The 17,476-nt window shown below is 74.4% G+C and carries 18 protein-coding genes; 7 read left to right on the top strand and 11 right to left on the bottom strand.

Annotated features, from left to right (window positions below):
* Window positions 1-56 precede the first annotated feature (56 nt).
* The 4 genes from ACFFHU_RS18755 to ACFFHU_RS18740 all read right to left on the bottom strand — a co-directional run bounded on the left by ACFFHU_RS18755 (window position 57) and on the right by ACFFHU_RS18740 (window position 4,671).
* Window positions 57-1,883 carry an AMP-dependent synthetase/ligase gene (locus tag ACFFHU_RS18755; protein WP_377340641.1) on the bottom strand — a complete coding sequence of 609 codons (1,827 nt, stop codon included), beginning with the start codon at window positions 1,881-1,883 and terminating at the stop codon, window positions 57-59.
* Between the two features lie 173 nt (window positions 1,884-2,056).
* A complete protein-coding gene (locus tag ACFFHU_RS18750) occupies window positions 2,057-2,578 on the bottom strand; it encodes a hypothetical protein (RefSeq protein WP_377340640.1) in 522 nt (173 codons plus the stop codon).
* 81 nt (window positions 2,579-2,659) lie between these two features.
* Window positions 2,660-3,964 (bottom strand): sensor histidine kinase, encoded by a 1,305-nt coding sequence (locus tag ACFFHU_RS18745; protein WP_377340637.1) that lies wholly within the window; start codon window positions 3,962-3,964, stop codon window positions 2,660-2,662.
* A complete protein-coding gene (locus tag ACFFHU_RS18740; RefSeq protein WP_377340635.1) occupies window positions 3,961-4,671 on the bottom strand; it encodes a response regulator transcription factor in 711 nt (236 codons plus the stop codon). The genes ACFFHU_RS18745 and ACFFHU_RS18740 overlap by 4 nt, the downstream gene beginning before the upstream one ends.
* Window positions 4,672-4,773: 102 nt before the next feature.
* Between ACFFHU_RS18740 and ACFFHU_RS18735 the strand changes: the two genes are divergently transcribed.
* Entirely contained in the window at window positions 4,774-5,235 is a 462-nt protein-coding gene (locus ACFFHU_RS18735) for a hypothetical protein (RefSeq protein ID WP_377340633.1), read from the top strand.
* Window positions 5,236-5,262: 27 nt separating this feature from the next.
* Here the strand turns inward: ACFFHU_RS18735 and ACFFHU_RS18730 are convergent, their stop codons facing one another.
* Window positions 5,263-6,216 (bottom strand): terpene synthase family protein, encoded by a 954-nt coding sequence (locus ACFFHU_RS18730; RefSeq protein ID WP_377340631.1) that lies wholly within the window; start codon window positions 6,214-6,216, stop codon window positions 5,263-5,265.
* 202 nt (window positions 6,217-6,418) lie between these two features.
* Window positions 6,419-7,048: a TIGR03085 family metal-binding protein gene (locus ACFFHU_RS18725; RefSeq protein WP_377340629.1), complete on the bottom strand. Its 630-nt coding sequence runs from the start codon at window positions 7,046-7,048 to the stop codon at window positions 6,419-6,421.
* A gap of 185 nt (window positions 7,049-7,233) precedes the next feature.
* Between ACFFHU_RS18725 and ACFFHU_RS18720 the strand changes: the two genes are divergently transcribed.
* Both ACFFHU_RS18720 and ACFFHU_RS18715 read left to right on the top strand, forming a co-directional pair.
* Window positions 7,234-9,078, top strand: coding sequence for an ABC transporter ATP-binding protein (locus ACFFHU_RS18720; protein ID WP_377341208.1), 1,845 nt, complete (start codon window positions 7,234-7,236; stop codon window positions 9,076-9,078).
* Window positions 9,075-10,940: an ABC transporter ATP-binding protein gene (locus ACFFHU_RS18715; RefSeq protein WP_377340627.1), complete on the top strand. Its 1,866-nt coding sequence runs from the start codon at window positions 9,075-9,077 to the stop codon at window positions 10,938-10,940. Before ACFFHU_RS18720 ends, ACFFHU_RS18715 begins: the two co-directional genes overlap by 4 nt.
* Window positions 10,941-11,038: 98 nt before the next feature.
* Here the strand turns inward: ACFFHU_RS18715 and ACFFHU_RS18710 are convergent, their stop codons facing one another.
* Window positions 11,039-11,908: an LLM class F420-dependent oxidoreductase gene (locus ACFFHU_RS18710; RefSeq protein WP_377340625.1), complete on the bottom strand. Its 870-nt coding sequence runs from the start codon at window positions 11,906-11,908 to the stop codon at window positions 11,039-11,041.
* A 22-nt stretch (window positions 11,909-11,930) separates the two neighbouring features.
* On the bottom strand, window positions 11,931-12,449 hold the full coding sequence (locus tag ACFFHU_RS18705) for a winged helix-turn-helix transcriptional regulator (protein ID WP_377340624.1): 519 nt from the start codon (window positions 12,447-12,449) through the stop codon (window positions 11,931-11,933).
* A gap of 101 nt (window positions 12,450-12,550) precedes the next feature.
* Between ACFFHU_RS18705 and ACFFHU_RS18700 the strand changes: the two genes are divergently transcribed.
* Both ACFFHU_RS18700 and ACFFHU_RS18695 read left to right on the top strand, forming a co-directional pair.
* Entirely contained in the window at window positions 12,551-13,144 is a 594-nt protein-coding gene (locus ACFFHU_RS18700; RefSeq protein ID WP_377340622.1) for a dihydrofolate reductase family protein, read from the top strand.
* Window position 13,145: 1 nt separating this feature from the next.
* The gene (locus ACFFHU_RS18695) at window positions 13,146-13,667 is read left to right on the top strand and encodes a dihydrofolate reductase family protein (RefSeq protein ID WP_377340620.1); all 522 of its coding nucleotides are present in this window, start codon (window positions 13,146-13,148) and stop codon (window positions 13,665-13,667) included.
* A gap of 27 nt (window positions 13,668-13,694) precedes the next feature.
* Here ACFFHU_RS18695 and ACFFHU_RS18690 read toward each other — a convergent pair whose 3' ends face one another.
* The 3 genes from ACFFHU_RS18690 to ACFFHU_RS18680 are packed head-to-tail and all read right to left on the bottom strand — an operon-like array spanning window position 13,695 to window position 15,943.
* Complete coding sequence (locus ACFFHU_RS18690; RefSeq protein WP_377340617.1) at window positions 13,695-14,309, bottom strand: TetR/AcrR family transcriptional regulator; 615 nt, start codon at window positions 14,307-14,309, stop codon at window positions 13,695-13,697.
* 54 nt (window positions 14,310-14,363) lie between these two features.
* Window positions 14,364-15,119, bottom strand: a complete 756-nt coding sequence (locus ACFFHU_RS18685; RefSeq protein ID WP_377340616.1) for an ABC transporter permease — start codon at window positions 15,117-15,119, stop codon at window positions 14,364-14,366.
* Window positions 15,116-15,943: an ABC transporter ATP-binding protein gene (locus ACFFHU_RS18680; RefSeq protein ID WP_377340613.1), complete on the bottom strand. Its 828-nt coding sequence runs from the start codon at window positions 15,941-15,943 to the stop codon at window positions 15,116-15,118. Before ACFFHU_RS18680 ends, ACFFHU_RS18685 begins: the two co-directional genes overlap by 4 nt.
* A gap of 106 nt (window positions 15,944-16,049) precedes the next feature.
* Between ACFFHU_RS18680 and ACFFHU_RS18675 the strand changes: the two genes are divergently transcribed.
* Both ACFFHU_RS18675 and ACFFHU_RS18670 read left to right on the top strand, forming a co-directional pair.
* Window positions 16,050-16,469, top strand: a complete 420-nt coding sequence (locus ACFFHU_RS18675) for a MerR family transcriptional regulator (protein ID WP_377340611.1) — start codon at window positions 16,050-16,052, stop codon at window positions 16,467-16,469.
* On the top strand, window positions 16,466-17,470 hold the full coding sequence (locus ACFFHU_RS18670; RefSeq protein WP_377340609.1) for an aldo/keto reductase: 1,005 nt from the start codon (window positions 16,466-16,468) through the stop codon (window positions 17,468-17,470). The genes ACFFHU_RS18675 and ACFFHU_RS18670 overlap by 4 nt, the downstream gene beginning before the upstream one ends.
* Window positions 17,471-17,476: the final 6 nt, after the last annotated feature.

The raw sequence follows: 17,476 nt of genomic DNA, 5'->3' as shown, positions 1-17,476 counted from the left end.
TGCCTTACCCAACGGGTCCGGTTTTGATGCCGGTCGGTGGGCGGGATCCGGCGGGGTCAGATCTCGGCGAGGGTGCCCTGGTACATCCGCTCGATCTCGGCGGCGAAGTTGCTCTCCACGCCGCGGCGTTTGATCTTCAGCGACGGCGTCATCTCGCCGTCCTCGATCGTCAGGTCCCGGGGCAGGATCGCCACCTTCTTGATCGTCTCCCAGCGGTTCAGCCGGCCGTTGAGCTGGGCGACGTACTCCTCGACCATCGCCCGGGTTTCCGGCGCCGCGACCACCTCGGCGTACGGCCGGCCGGCCAGCGGCCCGCCGGCGGTCCAGCCGGCCAGCGCGTCCGGATCCAGCGTCACCAGCATGGTGCAGTAGTTGCGGGCCTGGCCGATCACGATCGCCTGCGAGGTGTACGGGCACAGCGCCTTGAACAGCCCCTCGATGTGGCTCGGCGCGATGAACTTGCCACCGGACGTCTTGACCAGGTCCTTTTTCCGGTCGGTGATCGTGAGGTAGCCCTGCTCGTCGAGTTCGCCGATGTCGCCGGTACGGAAGAAGCCGTCCTCGGTGAACGCGTTGGCGGTCTCCTCGGGCAGGTTGTGGTAGCCGCGCATGACCGGCGTGCCGCGCAGCAGGATCTCGCCGTCGGCGTCGATCCGGCACTCCAGGTCGCCCAGCCGCTGCCCCACGGTCCCGATGCGCAGCCCGTCCGGCCGGTTCACGAAGTTACCGGCGCTGGTCTCGGTCAGCCCGTACCCCTCGGAGATCGGCAGGTTGGCGGCGGCGAAGAACGCGGAGATGTCCCTGCTCAGCGGCGCGGCGCCGGAGACCATGACCCGCATCCGGCCGCCGAGCCGGGCCTGGAGCTTGCTGAACACCAGCCGCTCGGCCAGCGCGTACCGCAACCGCAGGGTGGCCGGTACGGGCCGGCCGGCCTGCTGGTGCTGCACCCGCCGGCGCCCGGTGTGCACCGCCCAGCCGAAGATCTTCGCCTTCGCCCCGCCGTCGGCCCGGGCCGTGGTCACCACCCGGTTGTAGACCTTCTCGAAGATCCGCGGCGCCCCGCACATGAGCGTGGGACGGATCACGGAGAGCATCTCGATGAGCTTGTCCACCCGGCCGTCGACGTAGGTGGGCAGGCCGACGTGGATGACACCGCAGATGAGGGTCTTGCCGAACGAGTGGGACAGGGGCAGCCAGAGATACTGCAGGTCGTCGGCGCGCAGCAGGTCGAAGGCCGACTGCGCCACGCCCTCCCAGCACCAGCCGGCGTGCAGCAGCTCGACGCCCTTCGGCCGGCCGGTGGTGCCGGAGGTGTAGATCAGCGTGGCCAGATGGTCCGGCTCGATCGCGGCCACCACCCGGTCGACCAGGGCCGGGTCGGCGGCCAGCGCCGCCTCGCCGCGTTCCTCCAGCTCGGCCAGGGTGAGTTGGCTGGGCCGGGCCGCCGGATCGGCGGGGCCGTCCATCAGGACGACGTGGCTGAGCGCCGGCAGGTCGGCGCCGGCGATCTTGGCGGCCTGCGCCGCGTCCTCGGCGATCAGCACCCGGGATCCGCTGTCGGCCAGGATGAACCCGGTGTCCGCCGGCTCGGTGGTCGGATAGACGGTGGTGGTGGCGCCGCCCGCGCACATGATGCCGAGGTCCGCGATGATCCATTCGATGCGGGTGCCGGCCAGGATGGCCACCCGGTCCTCGTGGTCGATCCCCACCGACCGCAGCCCGGCCGCCACGGCGCTGGCCCGGCGGCTCATGTCGGCCCAGGTCAGCCAGACCGGCCCGGAGTCGTCGGGCGCCGGGTGGGCGAACGCGCGGCCGTCGGGGGTGGCCGCCACGCGCTGCCGGAACATGTCGGGGATCGAGCGGTACGGGACATCGAGAGCCATCGGTGCTGCCGCCTTCGGGGGTTCACACGTGACGGGGGTCACGCTCGGTCGCGGTTACCGAAGAGTATTGCGTGCCCCCCGTGATCGGCTAGGCCCTGTGCCGCCGGAGGTCTCGCACGGTGGGTTGGCCGGTCCGGCCGCCGGAGCGGCCGGACCGAGCGACACCCCCGTGGTCAGTCGTCCGAGTGCCGCCGGCCGCGGTCGTCGCGGGCCGCGTCGTCCCGGCCGTTCCCGCCGTGATCGTCACCGGCCGCGTCGTCCCGGCCGCGCCGGCCGTGATCGTCGCCGGCCGCGTCGTCGCGGCCGTGGCCGCCCCGGTCGTCGCCGGCCGCGTCGTCCCGGCCGCGGTCGTCGCCGGCCCCGTCGTTCCGGCCGTGATCGTCGCGGGCCGCGTCGTCGCGGCCGTGACTGCTCCGGTCGTCGGGAGCGGCGCTCAGGGCTGCGACCGGCGCCGACGGAACCGGCGGCCATGCCGGGTCGTCGGTCGTACCGGAGTGCGCGGGCCGGATCGGGGCGGCCGGCGAGCTCCCCGGCGCCGCGGAGTCGTCGGCGCCGCCGGACCGGTCGTCGACCGCGGCGGAGGTCTGGGCCGGCGCCTGCGTCGGGGCCAGCTCGGCGGCGGCCGCGCCGATCGCCGTGCCGGTGACCGCGGCGACCGCGACGCCGGCCAGCAGGAGCGGGATTCTGCGGATCATGGGAATGCCTCCTCGTGTCGTGTTGCCACGAGGTTCGCCTACCGGACGCTAGCCGCACGCTGTGCGACGGCAAACCCCGGGTTAAGAACCGCCCGCCGGCGGCAGCGGGCCGAACTCCAGCACGATGCGGGCCCCTCCCGCCGGTCCGGCCCCAAGGCCGAGGCGCCCGCCGGAGCGCTGGGCCGCGCGCCGCGCGATGTCCAGGCCGAGGCCGGTCGATCCGGCCCGGCTCACCCCGCGGGGCAGCGCGTCGGCCACGGCGTCGCCGGGCAGCCCCGGCCCCTCGTCCGTGACCTCCAGCCGGGTGGTGCCGCCGGGCCCGCCGGCCAGCCGCACCGCGAAGGCCGTTCCGTCCGGGGTGTGCGCGAAGATGTTGCCCAGCAGCGCGTCGACCGCCGCGCCCAGCTCATCGGCCCCGACCCGGACCGGCTGGGGTTCGGCTGGCAGCGCGACCTCCACCCGCCGGCCGGTGTCGGCGGCCAGCGCCGACCAGTAGGCCACCCGGTCCCGGACCGTCTCGGTGGCGTCGCAGCGGCCCGCGCCGGTCGCCTCGGTACGCCAGCGGGCCTGCCGGATCAGGCCGCTGACGGCCCGTTCGAGGTCGTCCACCCGCATGGCCACCCGGTCGGCCTCGGCGGGATCGGTTAGCGCCTCGGCCTCCAGCCGCACCGAGGTGAGCGGGGTGCGCAGCCGGTGCGACAGGTCCGCCACCCGCTCGCGTTCGTCCTGCAGCAGTTCCTGGATCCGCCCCGCGAGCAGGTTGAGGGCGTTGGCCACCTCGCGCAGCTCGGGTGGACCCTGGGCGCGCGCCCGCGCGGCCAGATCGGCGGAGGCCAGCCGGTGCGAGACAACCGACAGCTCCGTGATGGGCGCCACCAGGGTCCGGGCCAGCCGGTCGGCCACGGCGACGCCGAGCACCACGAGCGCGGCGCCGAGCGCGATGAGCACCAGCCAGGCGCGTCCCACGCCGCGGCCGAGCTCGGCACGGGTGACGAAGGTGCGGATCACCGCGGTGCCCTCCGGCCGGCCCCGCACCGCGATCACGATCTCGTGCCCGCCGGGCCGGGCCACCGTCAGGCTGCGGCCGTCCCGACCGGCCAGCTCGACGGCGTCGGACCGAGCCGCCGGGCTGCCCAGCACGGAACCGTCGCCCAGGTAGAGGGTGATCGGCCGGCCGGAGGTCGCGGTGGCCTGTTCGACGCTCAGCCGCAGGCTGGGCCGCTCCGCCGTGCCCACCAGCGACACCAGGCCCTGTGCCTCGGCCGTGGCGGAGGCGAGCGCCCGGTCCCGGGCCACGCTGCGCAGGAGCGTGGCCAGCGGCACCAGGAAGGCGACCAGCACCAGGCAGGTGGTGGCGGCCACCAGCAGGGTCAGCCGGCGTCTCACCGCGGGTCCGGGAGCGCGGCCGCGGGCGGCGGCGCGTCGAGCCGTACCCCCACGCCGCGTACGGTGTGCAGATACCGCGGCTCCTGGGCGGTCTCGCCGAGCTTGCGGCGCAACCAGGACAGGTGCACGTCGACGGTCTTGTCGGCCCCGCCGTACGGGACCTGCCACACGGCCGTGAGCAGCTCCCGCTTCGAGACGACCTGGCCGGGCCGGCCGGCGAGGTAGGCCAGCAGGTCGAACTCGCGTGGCGCGAGGTCCAGGGCCCGGCCGTCCAGCTCCGCCCGTCGGGCGCCGGGGTCGAGGCGCAGCCGGCCGACGACCAGCGTGGCCGGCTCGGCGGGGCGGCCGGGCCCGCGCCGCAGCACGGCGCGGATCCGGGCGTCGAGCTGGGCGGCCGTGAAGGGCTTCACCACGTAGTCGTCCGCGCCGGCGTCCAGGCCGCGCACCATCTCCGTGTCGTCGTCCCGCGCCGTGGCGATGATGACCGGTACGGAGCTGACGGCCCGCAGCATCCCCAGCAGCTGGAGGCCGTCCAGGTCGGGGAGTCCGAGGTCCAGCACCACCAGGTCGGGCTGGTCGTCCAGCGCCGACTGCAGGCCCGCCATCGCGGTCGCGGCCGTGCCCACCGCGTGTCCCCGCTCGTGCAGCGCCCGCAGCAGTGGCGTACGGATCGCCAGGTCGTCTTCGATCAGCAGGAGGCGGGCCACCCCAGTGACGGTAGCGCCGGCCCGCGGCCCGGGCGATCGTCTTATCCGCTCCTTAGGGTCGGCCTACCCCCGGCCTTAATCCCGACCGGGCATAGTGGCCGCATGGATCGCCGCGTCGCCCTCGTAGCCGGATGGCTCTGCGCCGCGGCGGTGGCCACCGGCGGTGGGCTGGCCGCCGTCCGGCTCATCGCGGCCGGCATCGGCAGCGGGCCAGCCGCCCGGATCACCTCTGGGGAGGAGGTGGCCCGGGATCTCGCCACCGGGGGGGCCGCCTCGGCGTGGCCGTCGGCCGGTGCGACGGCCACGCCGGGGTCCGGACCGACCACCGCGACCACGGCGGCCGGCCGGGTCTTCTCCTCGCCCGGCGGCACGGTCATCGCCAGGTGCGACGGCGGCCGGGTGGTCGTGCTCACCACGTCGCCGGCCCAGGGCTTCGGCACCCGGCAGGACGCGGAGAAGGCCGACGACCACGTGCGGGTCGAGTTCACCGGCCCGGAGCGGATCGAGATGGACCTCCGGTGCGGCCCGGACGGTCCCGCCGCGTCCTGGCGGCGGCACGGCTGAGGCGTCCGGCCGGACCCGTCGGCCGGCTCAGTTGTACCGCGCGGCCCGCATGGACCAGTCGTACGTGCCGCGGATCCAGCACCGCCGGGCGGTGGCGAACCGGGCCACCTGCCGGTCACCGTCGGCCAGCACCTCGTGCTCCAGCCGCAGGTACGCCTCCAGCGCGTCGTTGAACCGGTTCGCCGCGGCAGTCAGCGCCTTGGTCTCGTCCAGTCCGGTCTCGGTGGCCACGGCCGCGGCGAGGTTGTGCCCGTCCGAGCCGGCCCGCCGCTCCTTGTCGTACGAGAAGATGTCGTTGCACCAGCAGACCAGGTCGGCCGCCAGCAGGTCCAGCTTGGACAGTCGGGAGTCGGCCAGCCAGGTGGCGTCCGGGTCGGCGTGGTGGGCGGCGTCGGTGAGGGTGAAGCTGGGATAGACGGCGCCGGTGTGCCGGCGCATCTGGACGTACTCGGAGACCACCGGGCGGCGGTGCTGGACCCGGTTGGCCGCCTCCCACAGCAGCGCGAGCAGGTAGTCGCGCAGTTCGGTGGCGAACCGCAGCAGCAGGGCGGGCGGGGTCTGGGCGCGGACCCGGCGGCCGAGGTCGTGCAGCGCCACCCCGATCGGCCCGGCGGACTTGAGCAGCGTGGCCGGCGCCTCGTCGCCGATCAGGTCGACGATGTCGAGCAACCGGGCCACCACCGGGGCCAGCCGGCCCGGATCGGCGCCCAGCCCGTCGTCGTCGCACCGGTCGTCGAAGGCGAACAGCCAGGTGATGAGGTCGGTGAGCAGGCCGAGGTGCTCGGGCGCGGCGTCCGGGCAGGCCCGGCCGGCCAGGTCGGCCGCGTTCGCCCGGGCCAGCCGGGAGGACTCGGCGGGCGTGGCCACCAGCCCGAGATCGCCGGCCCACCGGGCGGACAGGTCTGCGGCCACCGGGGTGTGCTCGTTGAGCCGGCCCGGGAACGGCGGCTCGGTGAGGGCTGACGCGGCAAAGGTGCGCATGCTGACTCCTCCTCGCAGGCAGCCGACCACCCTGCCGCACCGCGGCCGATCCCGCCGTGGGCAGCGCCGGCGGGACCCCCGACCGCCCGACCGGCGGGTTGAGCCTAAAGCCAATTGCAGCGCGGGAGTTGCACCGGACACTGATTGACCGATCAGTGACAAACCCGGACCGGTCGGCCCACCGATTTCCGCCGGGCGCGGGTCAGACACCCAGCCGGAGCTCGCGCAGCCGCTGGGTCAGGGACGCCGGGCCGTCCAGCTGGACCCGGGCGACCCGCTGCCGTCCAAAGAGGAACAGGGCCAGCTCGCCCGGCGGCCCCACCAGCCGGACCTGGTCGCCGCCGCGGCCCGCGGCCGTCTCGCCCTCGCCGGGCGACTGCACCAGCACCGCGCCGGGGAACCGGCGCAGCGCCAGCCGGGCCAGCGGCGGCAGCCGGCGCCAGAGCGCGGCCCGCAGGTCGGCGGGCAGCTCGCGGGGCTGCCACCCGGGACGGGCCCGGCGCACGTCCTCGTGGTGGATGAAGAACTCCAGCAGGTTGGCCTGCTCGTCCAGCAGCGGGTTGCTGACCGGGCTCCACCACGGCGGCCGGCGGACCAGGTCCACCAGCCGCTCGTACGGCCCGGCCGCGAGCCGACCCTGGACCGCGTCGGCGTGCCGGCGCAGCGGCGGGAGCAGGATGCCGGCGGCCGCGTCCGGGCGGCGCTCCCGGATCACGATGTGGGCCGCCAGGTCCCGGGCGGCCCAGCCCTCGTTGATGGTGGGCGCGTCGGGACCGACGGCGAGCAGCAGATCGGCGAGCTCCTGGCGCTCCCGGCGGGCGTACCTCGACATGCCAGGGATCGTAGGCCCACCGGGGCCGCTCCGCCGGATCGGTCCGCGAACCGCCGCGAATGCGTTGTGATGGTGGACACAGGCGTTAACGAGTCGTAACGAGCGGCCGAACCGGTAAGGATGACGGTGGACTTTTGTGGCTTACGGCGGGGGAGAGCGTGGGTACCGACAAGACGAGCCGGGACGTGCTCGGCCGAGGACTGCGAGTGCTCGGGCGGGCGGTCCGGGAGGAGCCGCGGATCTTCGCGGCGGCCGTGGGCGGCAGCGTGCTGTTCAGCCTCCTGGTGATCGCCAACGCGTACGTGGTGGGCGCGATCGTGGGTCGGGTCGCCGTGCCGGCCATCCGGACCGGCCGGGCCGAGGCCGGGATGGTCGCGCTCAGCGCGGCGGTCCTGCTCGGGATCAGCGGCCTGCGGGTGGTCGGGATCTTCGGCCGCCGGCTGGGCGCCGGCTACATGCAGTACCGGCTCCAGGCCTCGTACCGCCGGCGGGTCACCCGGCGGTATCTGGAGCTGCCGCTGTCCTGGCACCACCGGCACGCCACCGGGACGCTGCTGTCGAACGCCAACTCCGACGTCGAGGCGGCCTGGTTCCCGATCGCGCCGCTGCCGTTCGCGGTGGGCACGCTGGTCATGCTGGTGGCGGCCGTCGGCTCGCTGTTCGCCACCGACTGGGCGCTCGCGCTGGTGGGCCTCGCGGTCTTCCCCGCGCTGTTCGCGCTGAACGTCGTCTACTCCCGCCGGATGGCGCCGCGGCAGGCCCGGGCCCAGCGGATGCGGGCCGAGGTGAGCGCCACGGCGCACGAGAGCTTCGACGGCGCGCTGGTGGTCAAGACCATGGGCCGGGAGGCCGAGGAGACCGCCCGGTTCGCCGCGCAGGCCGCCGAGTTGCGCAACTCGCTGATCTCCGTGGGCCGGCTGCGCGGCTTCTTCGACCCGATGCTGGAGACGCTGCCCAGCCTTGGCACCCTGGTCGTGCTCGTGGTGGGCGCGGTACGGCTGCGCCAGGGCGCCATCTCGGTCACCGAGCTGGTGAGCGTGGCCTTCCTGTTCACCGTGCTGGCCTTCCCGGTCCGCGCCATCGGCTGGGTGCTGGCCGAGCTGCCGCGCAGCGTCGCCGGGTGGGACCGGGTGTCCCGGGTGCTCGCGGCCACCGGGCAGATGCCGTACGGCGAAACCGAGCTGGACCCCCGGGACGGCGCCCCGGCCACGCTCGCCTTCGCGGGCGTGGGCTTCGGCTACGAGCCGGCGGACCCGGCGGCCGCGGTCGCGCCGGTGCTGCGGGACGTCACCTTCGAGGTGCCGGCCGGCCGGACCGTCGCGCTGGTCGGGCCGACCGGGTCCGGCAAGTCGACGATCGCCTCGCTGGCGGTCCGGCTGGTCGACCCGACCGCCGGCGCCGTCCGGGTGGACGGCGTGGACGCCCGGTCGCTCACCGCCGCCTCGCTGACCGCCAACACGGCGCTGGTGGCGCAGGTGCCGTTCGTCTTCGACGACACCGTGCGGGCGAACATCACGCTGGACCGGCCGGGGCTGACCGACGAGGACGTGTGGGCGGCCCTGCGGCTGGCCGAGGCCGCCGGCTTCGTGGCGGCGCTGCCCGACGGCCTGGACACCATGGTTGGGGAGCGGGGCACCTCGCTCTCCGGCGGCCAGCGGCAGCGGCTCACCCTGGCCCGCGCGCTGGCTGGCCGGCCCCGGCTGCTGGTGCTGGACGACGCCACCAGCGCCGTCGACCCCCGCGTCGAGGCGGCCATCCTGGCCGCGCTGCGCGGCCGGCCGGGCGGGGACGCCGGCCGCCCGACCGGGCCCGGCGCGTCGATCCTGGTGGTGGCCTACCGCCGCGCCACCATCGCGCTGGCCGACGAGGTGGTCTACATCGAGCATGGCCGGGTGGTGGGCCGGGGCACCCACAGCGAGCTGCTGGCGACGGCGCCGGGGTACGCCGACCTGGTGACCGCGTACGAGAAGGCCGAGGCGGAGCGGGAACGCGCCGCCGGCCGCGCCGACGAGGAGGTGCCGGTCCCATGACCGCCCCGGTTGCGCAGGAACGCCGGACCGACGAGCGGAAGGCGGATCGGCTGACCACGGCGGCGGCCGGCCCCGAGGCGGCGGAAAGCACCTGGACCACGCTGCGGCGCGGGCTGTCGCTCTCACCCGAGCTGCGGACCGGGCTGGCCGGGACCGTGGCGCTGGCCCTGGTCTCGATGGTGGGCCGGGCCGCCGTGCCGGTCGCGGTGCAGCAGGGCATCGACCGCGGCCTCACCGTGCCGGGCGGTCCGAACCTGTCGGTGGTGGCCACGGTGGTCGCGATCACCGCGGCCGTGCTGGTGCTGACCACCGCCTGCGGCTACCTGATGATGCGCCGGTTGTTCACGGTGAGCGAGACGGCGCTGGCCAACGTGCGCATCCGGGCCTTCCGGCACGTACACGACCTGTCCATGCTGCACCAGCAGTCGGAGCGGCGCGGTTCGCTGGTGTCCCGGGTGACCAGCGACGTCGACCAGATCACCCAGTTCCTCCAGTGGGGCGGGGTGATCCTGCTGATCAACCTCGGCCAGCTGGTGGTCACCACGGTCGTGATGGCGGTCTACTCCTGGCAGCTCACCCTCGCCGTCTACCTGGCCTTCCTGCCGGCCGTGCTGATCATCCGGGTGCTGCAGAAGCGGCTGTCCGGTGCGTACGCGCAGGTGCGGCGCCGGACCGGGGCGATGCTCGCGGCCGTGGCCGAGAGCGTCGTGGGCGCGCCCGTCATCCGGGCGTACGGGGTGTCCGGGCGGACGGCCGCGCGGCTGGACGAGACCATCGACGGGCAGCAGCAGGCGCAGCGGCGGGCGATCCGGATCAGCATCTACGGCTCGTCGATCGGCGAGCTGGCGGCCGGGCTGGCGCTGGCCGCCGTGGTGGCGCTGGGCGTCTGGCTGGGCGTCGGCGATCGGCTGACCATCGGCCAGCTGACCGCGTTCCTGTTCCTGGTCACGCTCTTCATCCAGCCCGTGCAGATCGCCACCGAGGTGCTCAACGAGGCGCAGAACGCGGTGGCCGGGTGGCGCCGGGTGCTCGACGTGCTCGACATGACCCCCGACGTGGCGGATCCGGGCGAGGACGGCGTCGACCTGCCGGCCGGGCCGCTGGACGTGCGGTTCGCTGATGTCGGGTTCGCGTACCCGGTGGGCGACGGGGATTCCGGACCGGTGCTCGGCCCGCCCGTGCTGTCCGACGTCGACCTGCGCATCCCGGCCCGGACCCGGGTGGCCGTGGTGGGGGAGACCGGCAGCGGCAAGACCACCTTCGCCAAGCTGCTCACCCGGCTGATGGACCCCACCACGGGCGAGGTGCTGCTGTCCGGGGTGCCGCTCACCCGGGTACGGTTCGGCTCGCTGCGCTCCCGGGTGGTGATGGTGCCGCAGGACGGCTTCCTGTTCGACGCCACGGTGGCCGGCAACGTCCGGTTCGCCCGCCCGTCGATCAGCGACGAGGAGCTGGCCGCCGCGTTCGTCGAGCTCGGCCTGTCCGACTGGGTGGCCGGCCTGCCGGCCGGGCTGGACACGCCGGTCGGTGAGCGAGGCGAGGCGCTCAGCGTGGGCGAGCGGCAGCTCGTGGCGCTGGCCCGGGCGTACGTGGCCGACCCCGACCTGCTGGTGCTGGACGAGGCCACCAGCGCCGTCGACCCGGCCACCGAGGTGCGGTTGCAGCGCACGCTCGACGCGGTGACCCGGGGCCGCACCACGGTGGCCATCGCGCACCGGCTCTCCACCGCGCAGGCCGCCGACGAGGTGATCGTGGTGGACCGGGGCCGGATCGTGCAGCGCGGGCCGCATGACGAGCTGGTCCGGGAGCCGTCCTCGGTGTACGCCCTGCTCTACGCGTCCTGGCTGGAACAGACCCGGTAGCCCCGCCGGGCCGGGCCGGCGCCGGACACCGCCGCCCGGTGGCGCGGGTGGCGGGCCCGGCGGTCGGGCCGCGCCCGGCGGCCCGACCCGGGACAGAGTCAGCCCAGCTCGGTCAGCCGGGGCAGCACCTCGTCGACGACCTGCCGGGTGAACTCCACCGGGTGCCGGTCCGGCATGGTCTGCACCTCGGTGACGCCGAGCTTGCCGTACGCCTCGACCTCGGCCACCCAGGCGCCCACGTCGGCCAGCACCGGCCGCATCACCAGCACCGTCTTGGCGATCGCGTCGTAGTCGCGGCCCTCGTCGGCGCAGTGCCGGCGCAGCACGTCGAGCTTGTGCGCCACGTCGTCGGGGCCGCTGCCGAACAGGTTGCACGCGTCGGCGTACCGGGCGACCAGCCGCAGTGTCTTCTTCTCCCCGCCGCCGCCGACCATGATGGGCGGATGCGGCCGGCTCAGCGGCTGCGGCGAATTCAGCGTCTCGGCGAGCTGGTAGTGCCGGCCGGCGAACGACCCGTTGTCGTCGCTCCACATCTGCAGGCAGATTCGCAGCGTCTCCTCCAGCCGCTCGAACCGTTCCGGCACCGGGACCACCGGCACGCCCAGGCCGCGCTGCTCGCGCTCGTACCAGGACGCGCCGATGCCGAGCCGGGCGCGGCCGCCGGACAGCACGTCGAGGCTGCTGACGATCTTGGCGAGCAGGCCGGGATGCCGGTACATCACGCCGGTGACCAGCACGCCGAGCGTCATCCGCCGGGTCAGCGCCGCCACGTAGCCGAGCGTCGTGTACGCCTCCAGCATCGGCTCGTCGGCCGGCGCCGAGTTCTCCATCTGGAAGTAGTGGTCCATCACGGTGAACGACGCGATCCCCGCCTCGTCGGCGAGGGTCGCGGTCTCGGCCAGGGTCGGCGCGATGGCCGCCGGATCGGCCGGAGTGGCGAAGTTCCAGTAGTGCAGGCCCAACTTCATCGGGACACCTCCGCCGCCGAGCCTAGGCCGTGCCCGGGCCGGCCGCCGGGCCGCGCGCCAGCTCCGCCCGGTACGCGTCGCGCAGCCGACCGAGCACCGACGGCGCGCCGGCCGGCCGGGGGATGCCGAGGTGCAGCTCGCGCAGCTCGGCCATGAACTCGGCCCACAGCGACGGCCCGCCGTTTTCCAGCAGCTCGGCACGGACGGCCAGCGCCGGGGTCGCCGGCAGGTGCCGACGACCCCAGGCGCCCAGCGCGGCCAGCACGGGCACGAGCTGGATGGCCGGCTCGGTGAGCGAGTAGGTCACCTTCTGCCGGTGCGTCGGATCGGGCGCCCGGGACACCAGTCCCTGCTCGGTGAGCCGGCCGAGCCGGGCGGCGAGGATGTTGGAGGCGATGCCCTCCTCGGAGCCGGCCAGCAGCTCCCGGAAGTGCCGGCGGTTGCCGAACATCATGTCCCGGATGATCACCAGCGACCACTTGTCGCCGAGGACCTCCACGGCGAGGTTGATCGGGCAGCCGGACCGCGGCTCGTCCGCCATCGTCTTCACCCCAATCCGCTTGCGTTTCGCAACCAGACCACCGTACCGTTCGGAGGGACCGATTGCAGATTGCAAGCGGATTGGCCTGACGAGGAGACACCGTGGGCAACGTGGTCTGTGACATCAGCATCTCCGTCGACGGCTACGTCGCGGGCCCGGACCAGACCCGGCAGGACCCGCTCGGCCGGGGCGGGGAATCGCTGCACGCCTGGATGTTCGACACCCCGGACGAGAACCGGGCCGAGTTGGACCGGAGCATGGCCGCCGGGGCACACATCATGGGTCGCCACATGTTCGGCCCGGGCCGCGGGGCCTGGGACCCGGACTGGACCGGCTGGTGGGGCGGGGAGCCGCCGTACGATGCGCCGGTCTTCGTGCTCACCCACCACGAACGGGAACCGCTGGTGATGAGGGACGGGATCACCATCACCTTCGTCACCACGGGAATCGGATCCGCGCTGGAACAGGCCCGGGCCGCCGGGGGCGACCGGGACGTGGCGATCGCCGGCGGCGCCGAGACGATCAACCAGTACCTGCGGGCCGGGCTGATCGACGAACTGCGCACGCACGTCGCGCCCGTGGTGCTCGGCGGCGGCAGCCGGCTCTTCGTCGACGTGCCCGAGCTGCGGCTCGTACCGGTCTCGGCCCGCGGCGCCGGGCTGGTCACGCACATCACCTACCGGGTGGGTCGCTGAGATGGCCACGGTCCTGTTCCACACCACGATGTCGCTGGACGGCTTCACCACGGCCGCGGGCGGCGACATGTCCTGGCTGGCCGACCACGCCGGCGGCGGGAATCCCACGGTCACCGACCTGCTCGGCCGGATCGGGTCGGTGCTGCTCGGCGGGCGGACCTGGCGCGGCGACGGCGGCGCCGCCAGCGACGAGGGCAAGCCATACGGCGGCGCCATCACGGTGCCGCAGGTGGTGCTCACCAGCCGGCCCCCGGCCGCGGCCGTCCCGGGCGTCGAGTTCGCCGCCGACCTCGGCGCGGCGATCGCGGCCGCGCGCCGGGCCGCCGGCGACCGGTACGGGGCGGTGCTCGGTGCCGAGACCGCCCGGTCCTGCCTGGCGGCCGGGGAGCTGGACGAGGTTCTCGTGCACGTGGCCCCGGTCCTGCTCGGCGACGGCGTGCCGCTGTTCCGGCAGCCGGGCGGCGAGAAGGTGCGACTCGAGCAGCTCAGCGTCACGCACACCGCGCGGGTCACCAACCTGTGATACCGGGTGGCGCGCTGAGTCCTCCGCTCAGCCCAGCGCCGCGCGCACGGCGGACAGATCGGCGTCGAGGTAGCGCTGCATGGTGGGGCCGACCGCGGCCACCACGGCCTCGGCCGGGGCGGAGGCCAGCGGCTCCAGCTTGAGGACGTAGCGCATCAGGGCCATCCCGGCCATCTGGGACGCGATCAAGGACGAGCGCAGCGGCGCCTCGGCCGGGTCCAGGTCCAGGCCGGCCAGGACGCGGCGGAGGATCTGGCTGGTCAGGAACTCGCGCAGCAGCCGGGCGCTCCAGTCGTTGTTGATCCCGGAGCGGAGCAGGGCCACCCCGACCGCCCCGGCCGGGGAGTCCCAGATGGTGAGGAAGGTGCGCACCAGCCGCTCGCCCAACCCGTCCCGGCCGCCGGCCACCAGGTCCGGGATGAGCGTGCCCGGATCGATCGGGGCGTCCATCACGGCCAGGAAGAGCTGGTCCTTGGTGCCGAAGTAGTGGTGCACCAGGGCCGGATCGACCCCTGCGCCCGCGGCGATGGCCCGGATGGACGCCCCGTCGAAGCCCTTCTCGGCGAACGCCGACCGGGCGGCGGCCAGGATGGCCTCCCGGGTGTCCGGGTTGCCGGGCCGCCGTCCGGTACGTCGCGCCATCACGTTCCTCTCGTCACCGCGTCGCGGCCGGCCGCGACGCCGCCGGTGGGCTGGTCAGCCGGTACGGCGCCGCAGCGTCGCGGCCGCGAGCACCAGCGCCACCACCACGGCGCCGGCCACGATGCCCAGGTCCCGCCACATCGTCCCGGTCGGCTCGGCGTGCGCGCCGACCTCCTGCAGGGCCTCCACCGCGTACGTCAGCGGCAGCGCGTCGCTGATCCCCTGCAGCCAGCCGGCCATCTGGTCGCGGGCCACGAACAGCCCGCAGAGCAGGATCTGCGGGATCGCCACGACCGGCATGAACTGTACGGCCTGGAACTCGGTGCGGGCGAAGGCGCTGCACAGCAGCCCGAGCGCCACCCCGAGCACCGCGTTCACCACGGCGATCATGATCACCAGCCCGGCCGGGCCCGCGGTGTCCAGGCCGAACACCCAGTACGCGATGGCCGATGCGACGCCGGCCTGGATCGCGGCGGCCAGCCCGAACGCGATGCCGTAGCCGAACAGCAGGTCGAGCTTGCCCAGCGGGGTGGTGAGCAGCCGCTCCAGGGTTCCGGTGGTGCGCTCCCGGAGCATGGCGATGCTGGTCACCAGGAACATGATGATGAACGGGAAGATGCCCAGCATGATCAGGGCCACCCGGTCGAACATGGTCGGCAGGCCGGGCAGGCTGGGCTGGTTGTCGTACATGTAGTAGACCAGCGTGAGCAGGACGGCCGGGACGATCAGCAGCAGCGCCACGGTCCGCCGGTCGTGCCGCAGTTGGCGCAGGATGCGGCCGATGGTGGCGGCGAGAATCCGCGGGCTCATGACGGGTTCCTCTCCAGGTCGGTGTCCCGGTCGCCGGGCGCGCCGGCAGCGTGCTCCCCGTCGCCGGGCGCGCCGGCAGCGTGCTCCCGATCGCGGATGAGCCGCAGGAACGCCTCGTCGAGATCGTCGGTGCCGGCGCGCCGGCGTACCGCGTCGGGGGTGTCGTCGGCGATCAGCGCGCCCTCGCGGATCAGCAGCAACTGGTCGCAGCGGGCGGCCTCGTCCATCACGTGGCTGGACACCAGCAGGGTGGCGCCCCCGGCGGCCAGCTCGTGGAACCGCCGCCACAGGTCGTCGCGGAGCACCGGGTCCTGTCCCACGGTCGGCTCGTCGAGCACGATCAGCTCCGGTCGGCCGACCAGGGCGCAGGCCAGCGAGGCCCGGCTGCGCTGGCCGCCGGAGAGCGTGCCGACCAGCTGTCCGGCCGCGTCGGCCAGGCCCACCTCGGCGATCACCCGGTCGGCCTCGGTCGCCGGTGACCCGTGCAGGGTGGCGAAGTAGCGTGCGTTCTCCCGCACGGTCAGGTCGGCGTAGACGCTCGGCGCCTGGGTCAGGTATCCGGTGCGTCGGCGTAGCTCCGGGGCGCCGGCCGGGGCGCCGAACACGGTCACCGTGCCGGCCGTCACCCGCTGCACGCCGACGATGGCCCGCATCAACGTGGTCTTTCCGCTGCCGCTCGGGCCGAGCAGGCCGGTGACCCGGCCGCGCGGCACCCGGCAGGTGAACCGGTGCAGCACGTCCCGCCCGCCGCGCCGGACGACGAGGTCCCGGACCTCGATCGCGGTGCGGGCGTCGGGATCGGGCGCCCGGGACATGGTGCTCATCCGTCCTCCCAAGAACTCATCATCTGTTGAACTCAACGGTAGATGAAATCTTGCCCGCGCACAACGGGCTTGACTTCGAGTGCGCTCGAACTGGAAGGCTGGTCGGGTGGATGTGAGCTTGCAGGAGCAGACCGCGCCGGTCGGCACGGTGGACGGGGACCTCACCCTGAGCGTCGGCGAGGCGGCCGCCCGGGTCGGTCTCACCACCTACACGCTGCGGTGGTACGAGCAGGAGGGGCTGGTCGCCCCCGTCGCCCGGGACTCCGCCGGCCGGCGCCGCTACACCGGGCAGGACCTGGAGCGGCTGGTGCTGCTCACCCGGCTGCGCCGGACCGGCATGCCGGTCCGGGACATGCGCCGGTACGCCGAGCTGGCCCGGCAGGGCGACCACACCTGGGGCGCCCGGCGGAAGCTGTTCGAGGCGCACCGGGACCGGGTGCTGGCCCGGATGGCGGAGCTGGGGGAGGACCTGAGGATCCTCGATCACAAGATCGACCTCTACGGCCGGAGGGAACGCGGACAATGATTCGACGCCGGATGGGCGCCGCCGGGCCGGAGGTCTCGGCCATCGGCCTGGGCTGCATGGGAATGAGTCACGCGTACGGCGCCCGGGACGACGCCGAATCGACCCGGACCCTGCACCGGGCCCTCGATCTCGGGGTGAACCATCTGGACACCGCCGACGTCTACGGCGACGGGGACAACGAACGGCTCCTCGGGCCGGTGGTCCGGCAGCGGCGGGCGGAGGTGTTCCTGGCCACCAAGTTCGGCAACCGGGTGCGACCGGGCGGGGCGGCCGACGACGTGGCGTCCCGCTTCGTGGACACCAGCGCGGACTGGACCCGGCGGGCCTGCGACGCCTCCCTGGAGCGGCTCGGCATCGACACCCTCGACCTGTTCTACGTGCACCGGCGCGACCCGGACACGCCCATCGAGGAGACCGTGGGCGCCATGGCCGAGCTGGTGGCCGCCGGCAAGGTCCGGTTCCTGGGCCTGTCCGAGGTGAGCCCGGAGACGCTGCGGGCCGCGCACGCCGTGCACCCGATCACCGCGGTGCAGATGGAATACTCGCTGTTCAGCCGGGACGTCGAGGGCGGGATGCTGGACACCTGCCGGGAGCTGGGCGTGGCGCTGGTGGCATACTCGCCGGTCGGCCGGGGCCTGCTCACCGGCACGATCACGTCGCGGGACCAGCTGACCGCCGACGACTGGCGCCGGTCGGCGGCGCCCCGGTTCGCGGCCGAGAACCTGGACGCCAACCTCGCGTTGGCGGCCGAGGCGCGGGCGGTGGCCGAGGAGATCGGCTGCACCCCGGCCCAGGCCGCGCTGGCCTGGCTGCTGGCCCGGGGCGAGGACGTGCTGCCGATCCCCGGCACCAAGCGGGTCCGCTACCTGGAGGAGAACGCCGCCGCGGCCGACCTGCGGCTCACCCCTGAGCAGCTGGGCCGGCTCGGCGCCGCGGTGCCCCCGTCGGCGGTGGCCGGTGAGCGGTACGCCCCGCAGATGATGCGGATGCTCAACGGCTGAGCGCGG

The organism is Plantactinospora siamensis, assembly GCF_042434095.1.
Classification (GTDB): domain Bacteria; phylum Actinomycetota; class Actinomycetes; order Mycobacteriales; family Micromonosporaceae; genus KBS50.
This window is presented reverse-complemented; position numbering and strand designations above follow the sequence as displayed.

What these genes read in the sequence shown, in the direction of transcription:
- ACFFHU_RS18755 (WP_377340641.1), bottom strand. Translation starts at nt 1,883, where the DNA reads ATGGCTCTCGATGTCCCGTACCGCTCGATCCCCGACATGTTCCGGCAG.
- ACFFHU_RS18750 (WP_377340640.1), bottom strand. Translation starts at nt 2,578, where the DNA reads ATGATCCGCAGAATCCCGCTCCTGCTGGCCGGCGTCGCGGTCGCCGCG.
- ACFFHU_RS18735 (WP_377340633.1), top strand. Translation starts at nt 4,774, where the DNA reads ATGGATCGCCGCGTCGCCCTCGTAGCCGGATGGCTCTGCGCCGCGGCG.
- ACFFHU_RS18730 (WP_377340631.1), bottom strand. Translation starts at nt 6,216, where the DNA reads ATGCGCACCTTTGCCGCGTCAGCCCTCACCGAGCCGCCGTTCCCGGGC.
- ACFFHU_RS18725 (WP_377340629.1), bottom strand. Translation starts at nt 7,048, where the DNA reads ATGTCGAGGTACGCCCGCCGGGAGCGCCAGGAGCTCGCCGATCTGCTG.
- ACFFHU_RS18715 (WP_377340627.1), top strand. Translation starts at nt 9,075, where the DNA reads ATGACCGCCCCGGTTGCGCAGGAACGCCGGACCGACGAGCGGAAGGCG.
- ACFFHU_RS18710 (WP_377340625.1), bottom strand. Translation starts at nt 11,908, where the DNA reads ATGAAGTTGGGCCTGCACTACTGGAACTTCGCCACTCCGGCCGATCCG.
- ACFFHU_RS18705 (WP_377340624.1), bottom strand. Translation starts at nt 12,449, where the DNA reads ATGGCGGACGAGCCGCGGTCCGGCTGCCCGATCAACCTCGCCGTGGAG.
- ACFFHU_RS18695 (WP_377340620.1), top strand. Translation starts at nt 13,146, where the DNA reads ATGGCCACGGTCCTGTTCCACACCACGATGTCGCTGGACGGCTTCACC.
- ACFFHU_RS18690 (WP_377340617.1), bottom strand. Translation starts at nt 14,309, where the DNA reads ATGGCGCGACGTACCGGACGGCGGCCCGGCAACCCGGACACCCGGGAG.
- ACFFHU_RS18685 (WP_377340616.1), bottom strand. Translation starts at nt 15,119, where the DNA reads ATGAGCCCGCGGATTCTCGCCGCCACCATCGGCCGCATCCTGCGCCAA.
- ACFFHU_RS18680 (WP_377340613.1), bottom strand. Translation starts at nt 15,943, where the DNA reads ATGAGCACCATGTCCCGGGCGCCCGATCCCGACGCCCGCACCGCGATC.
- ACFFHU_RS18670 (WP_377340609.1), top strand. Translation starts at nt 16,466, where the DNA reads ATGATTCGACGCCGGATGGGCGCCGCCGGGCCGGAGGTCTCGGCCATC.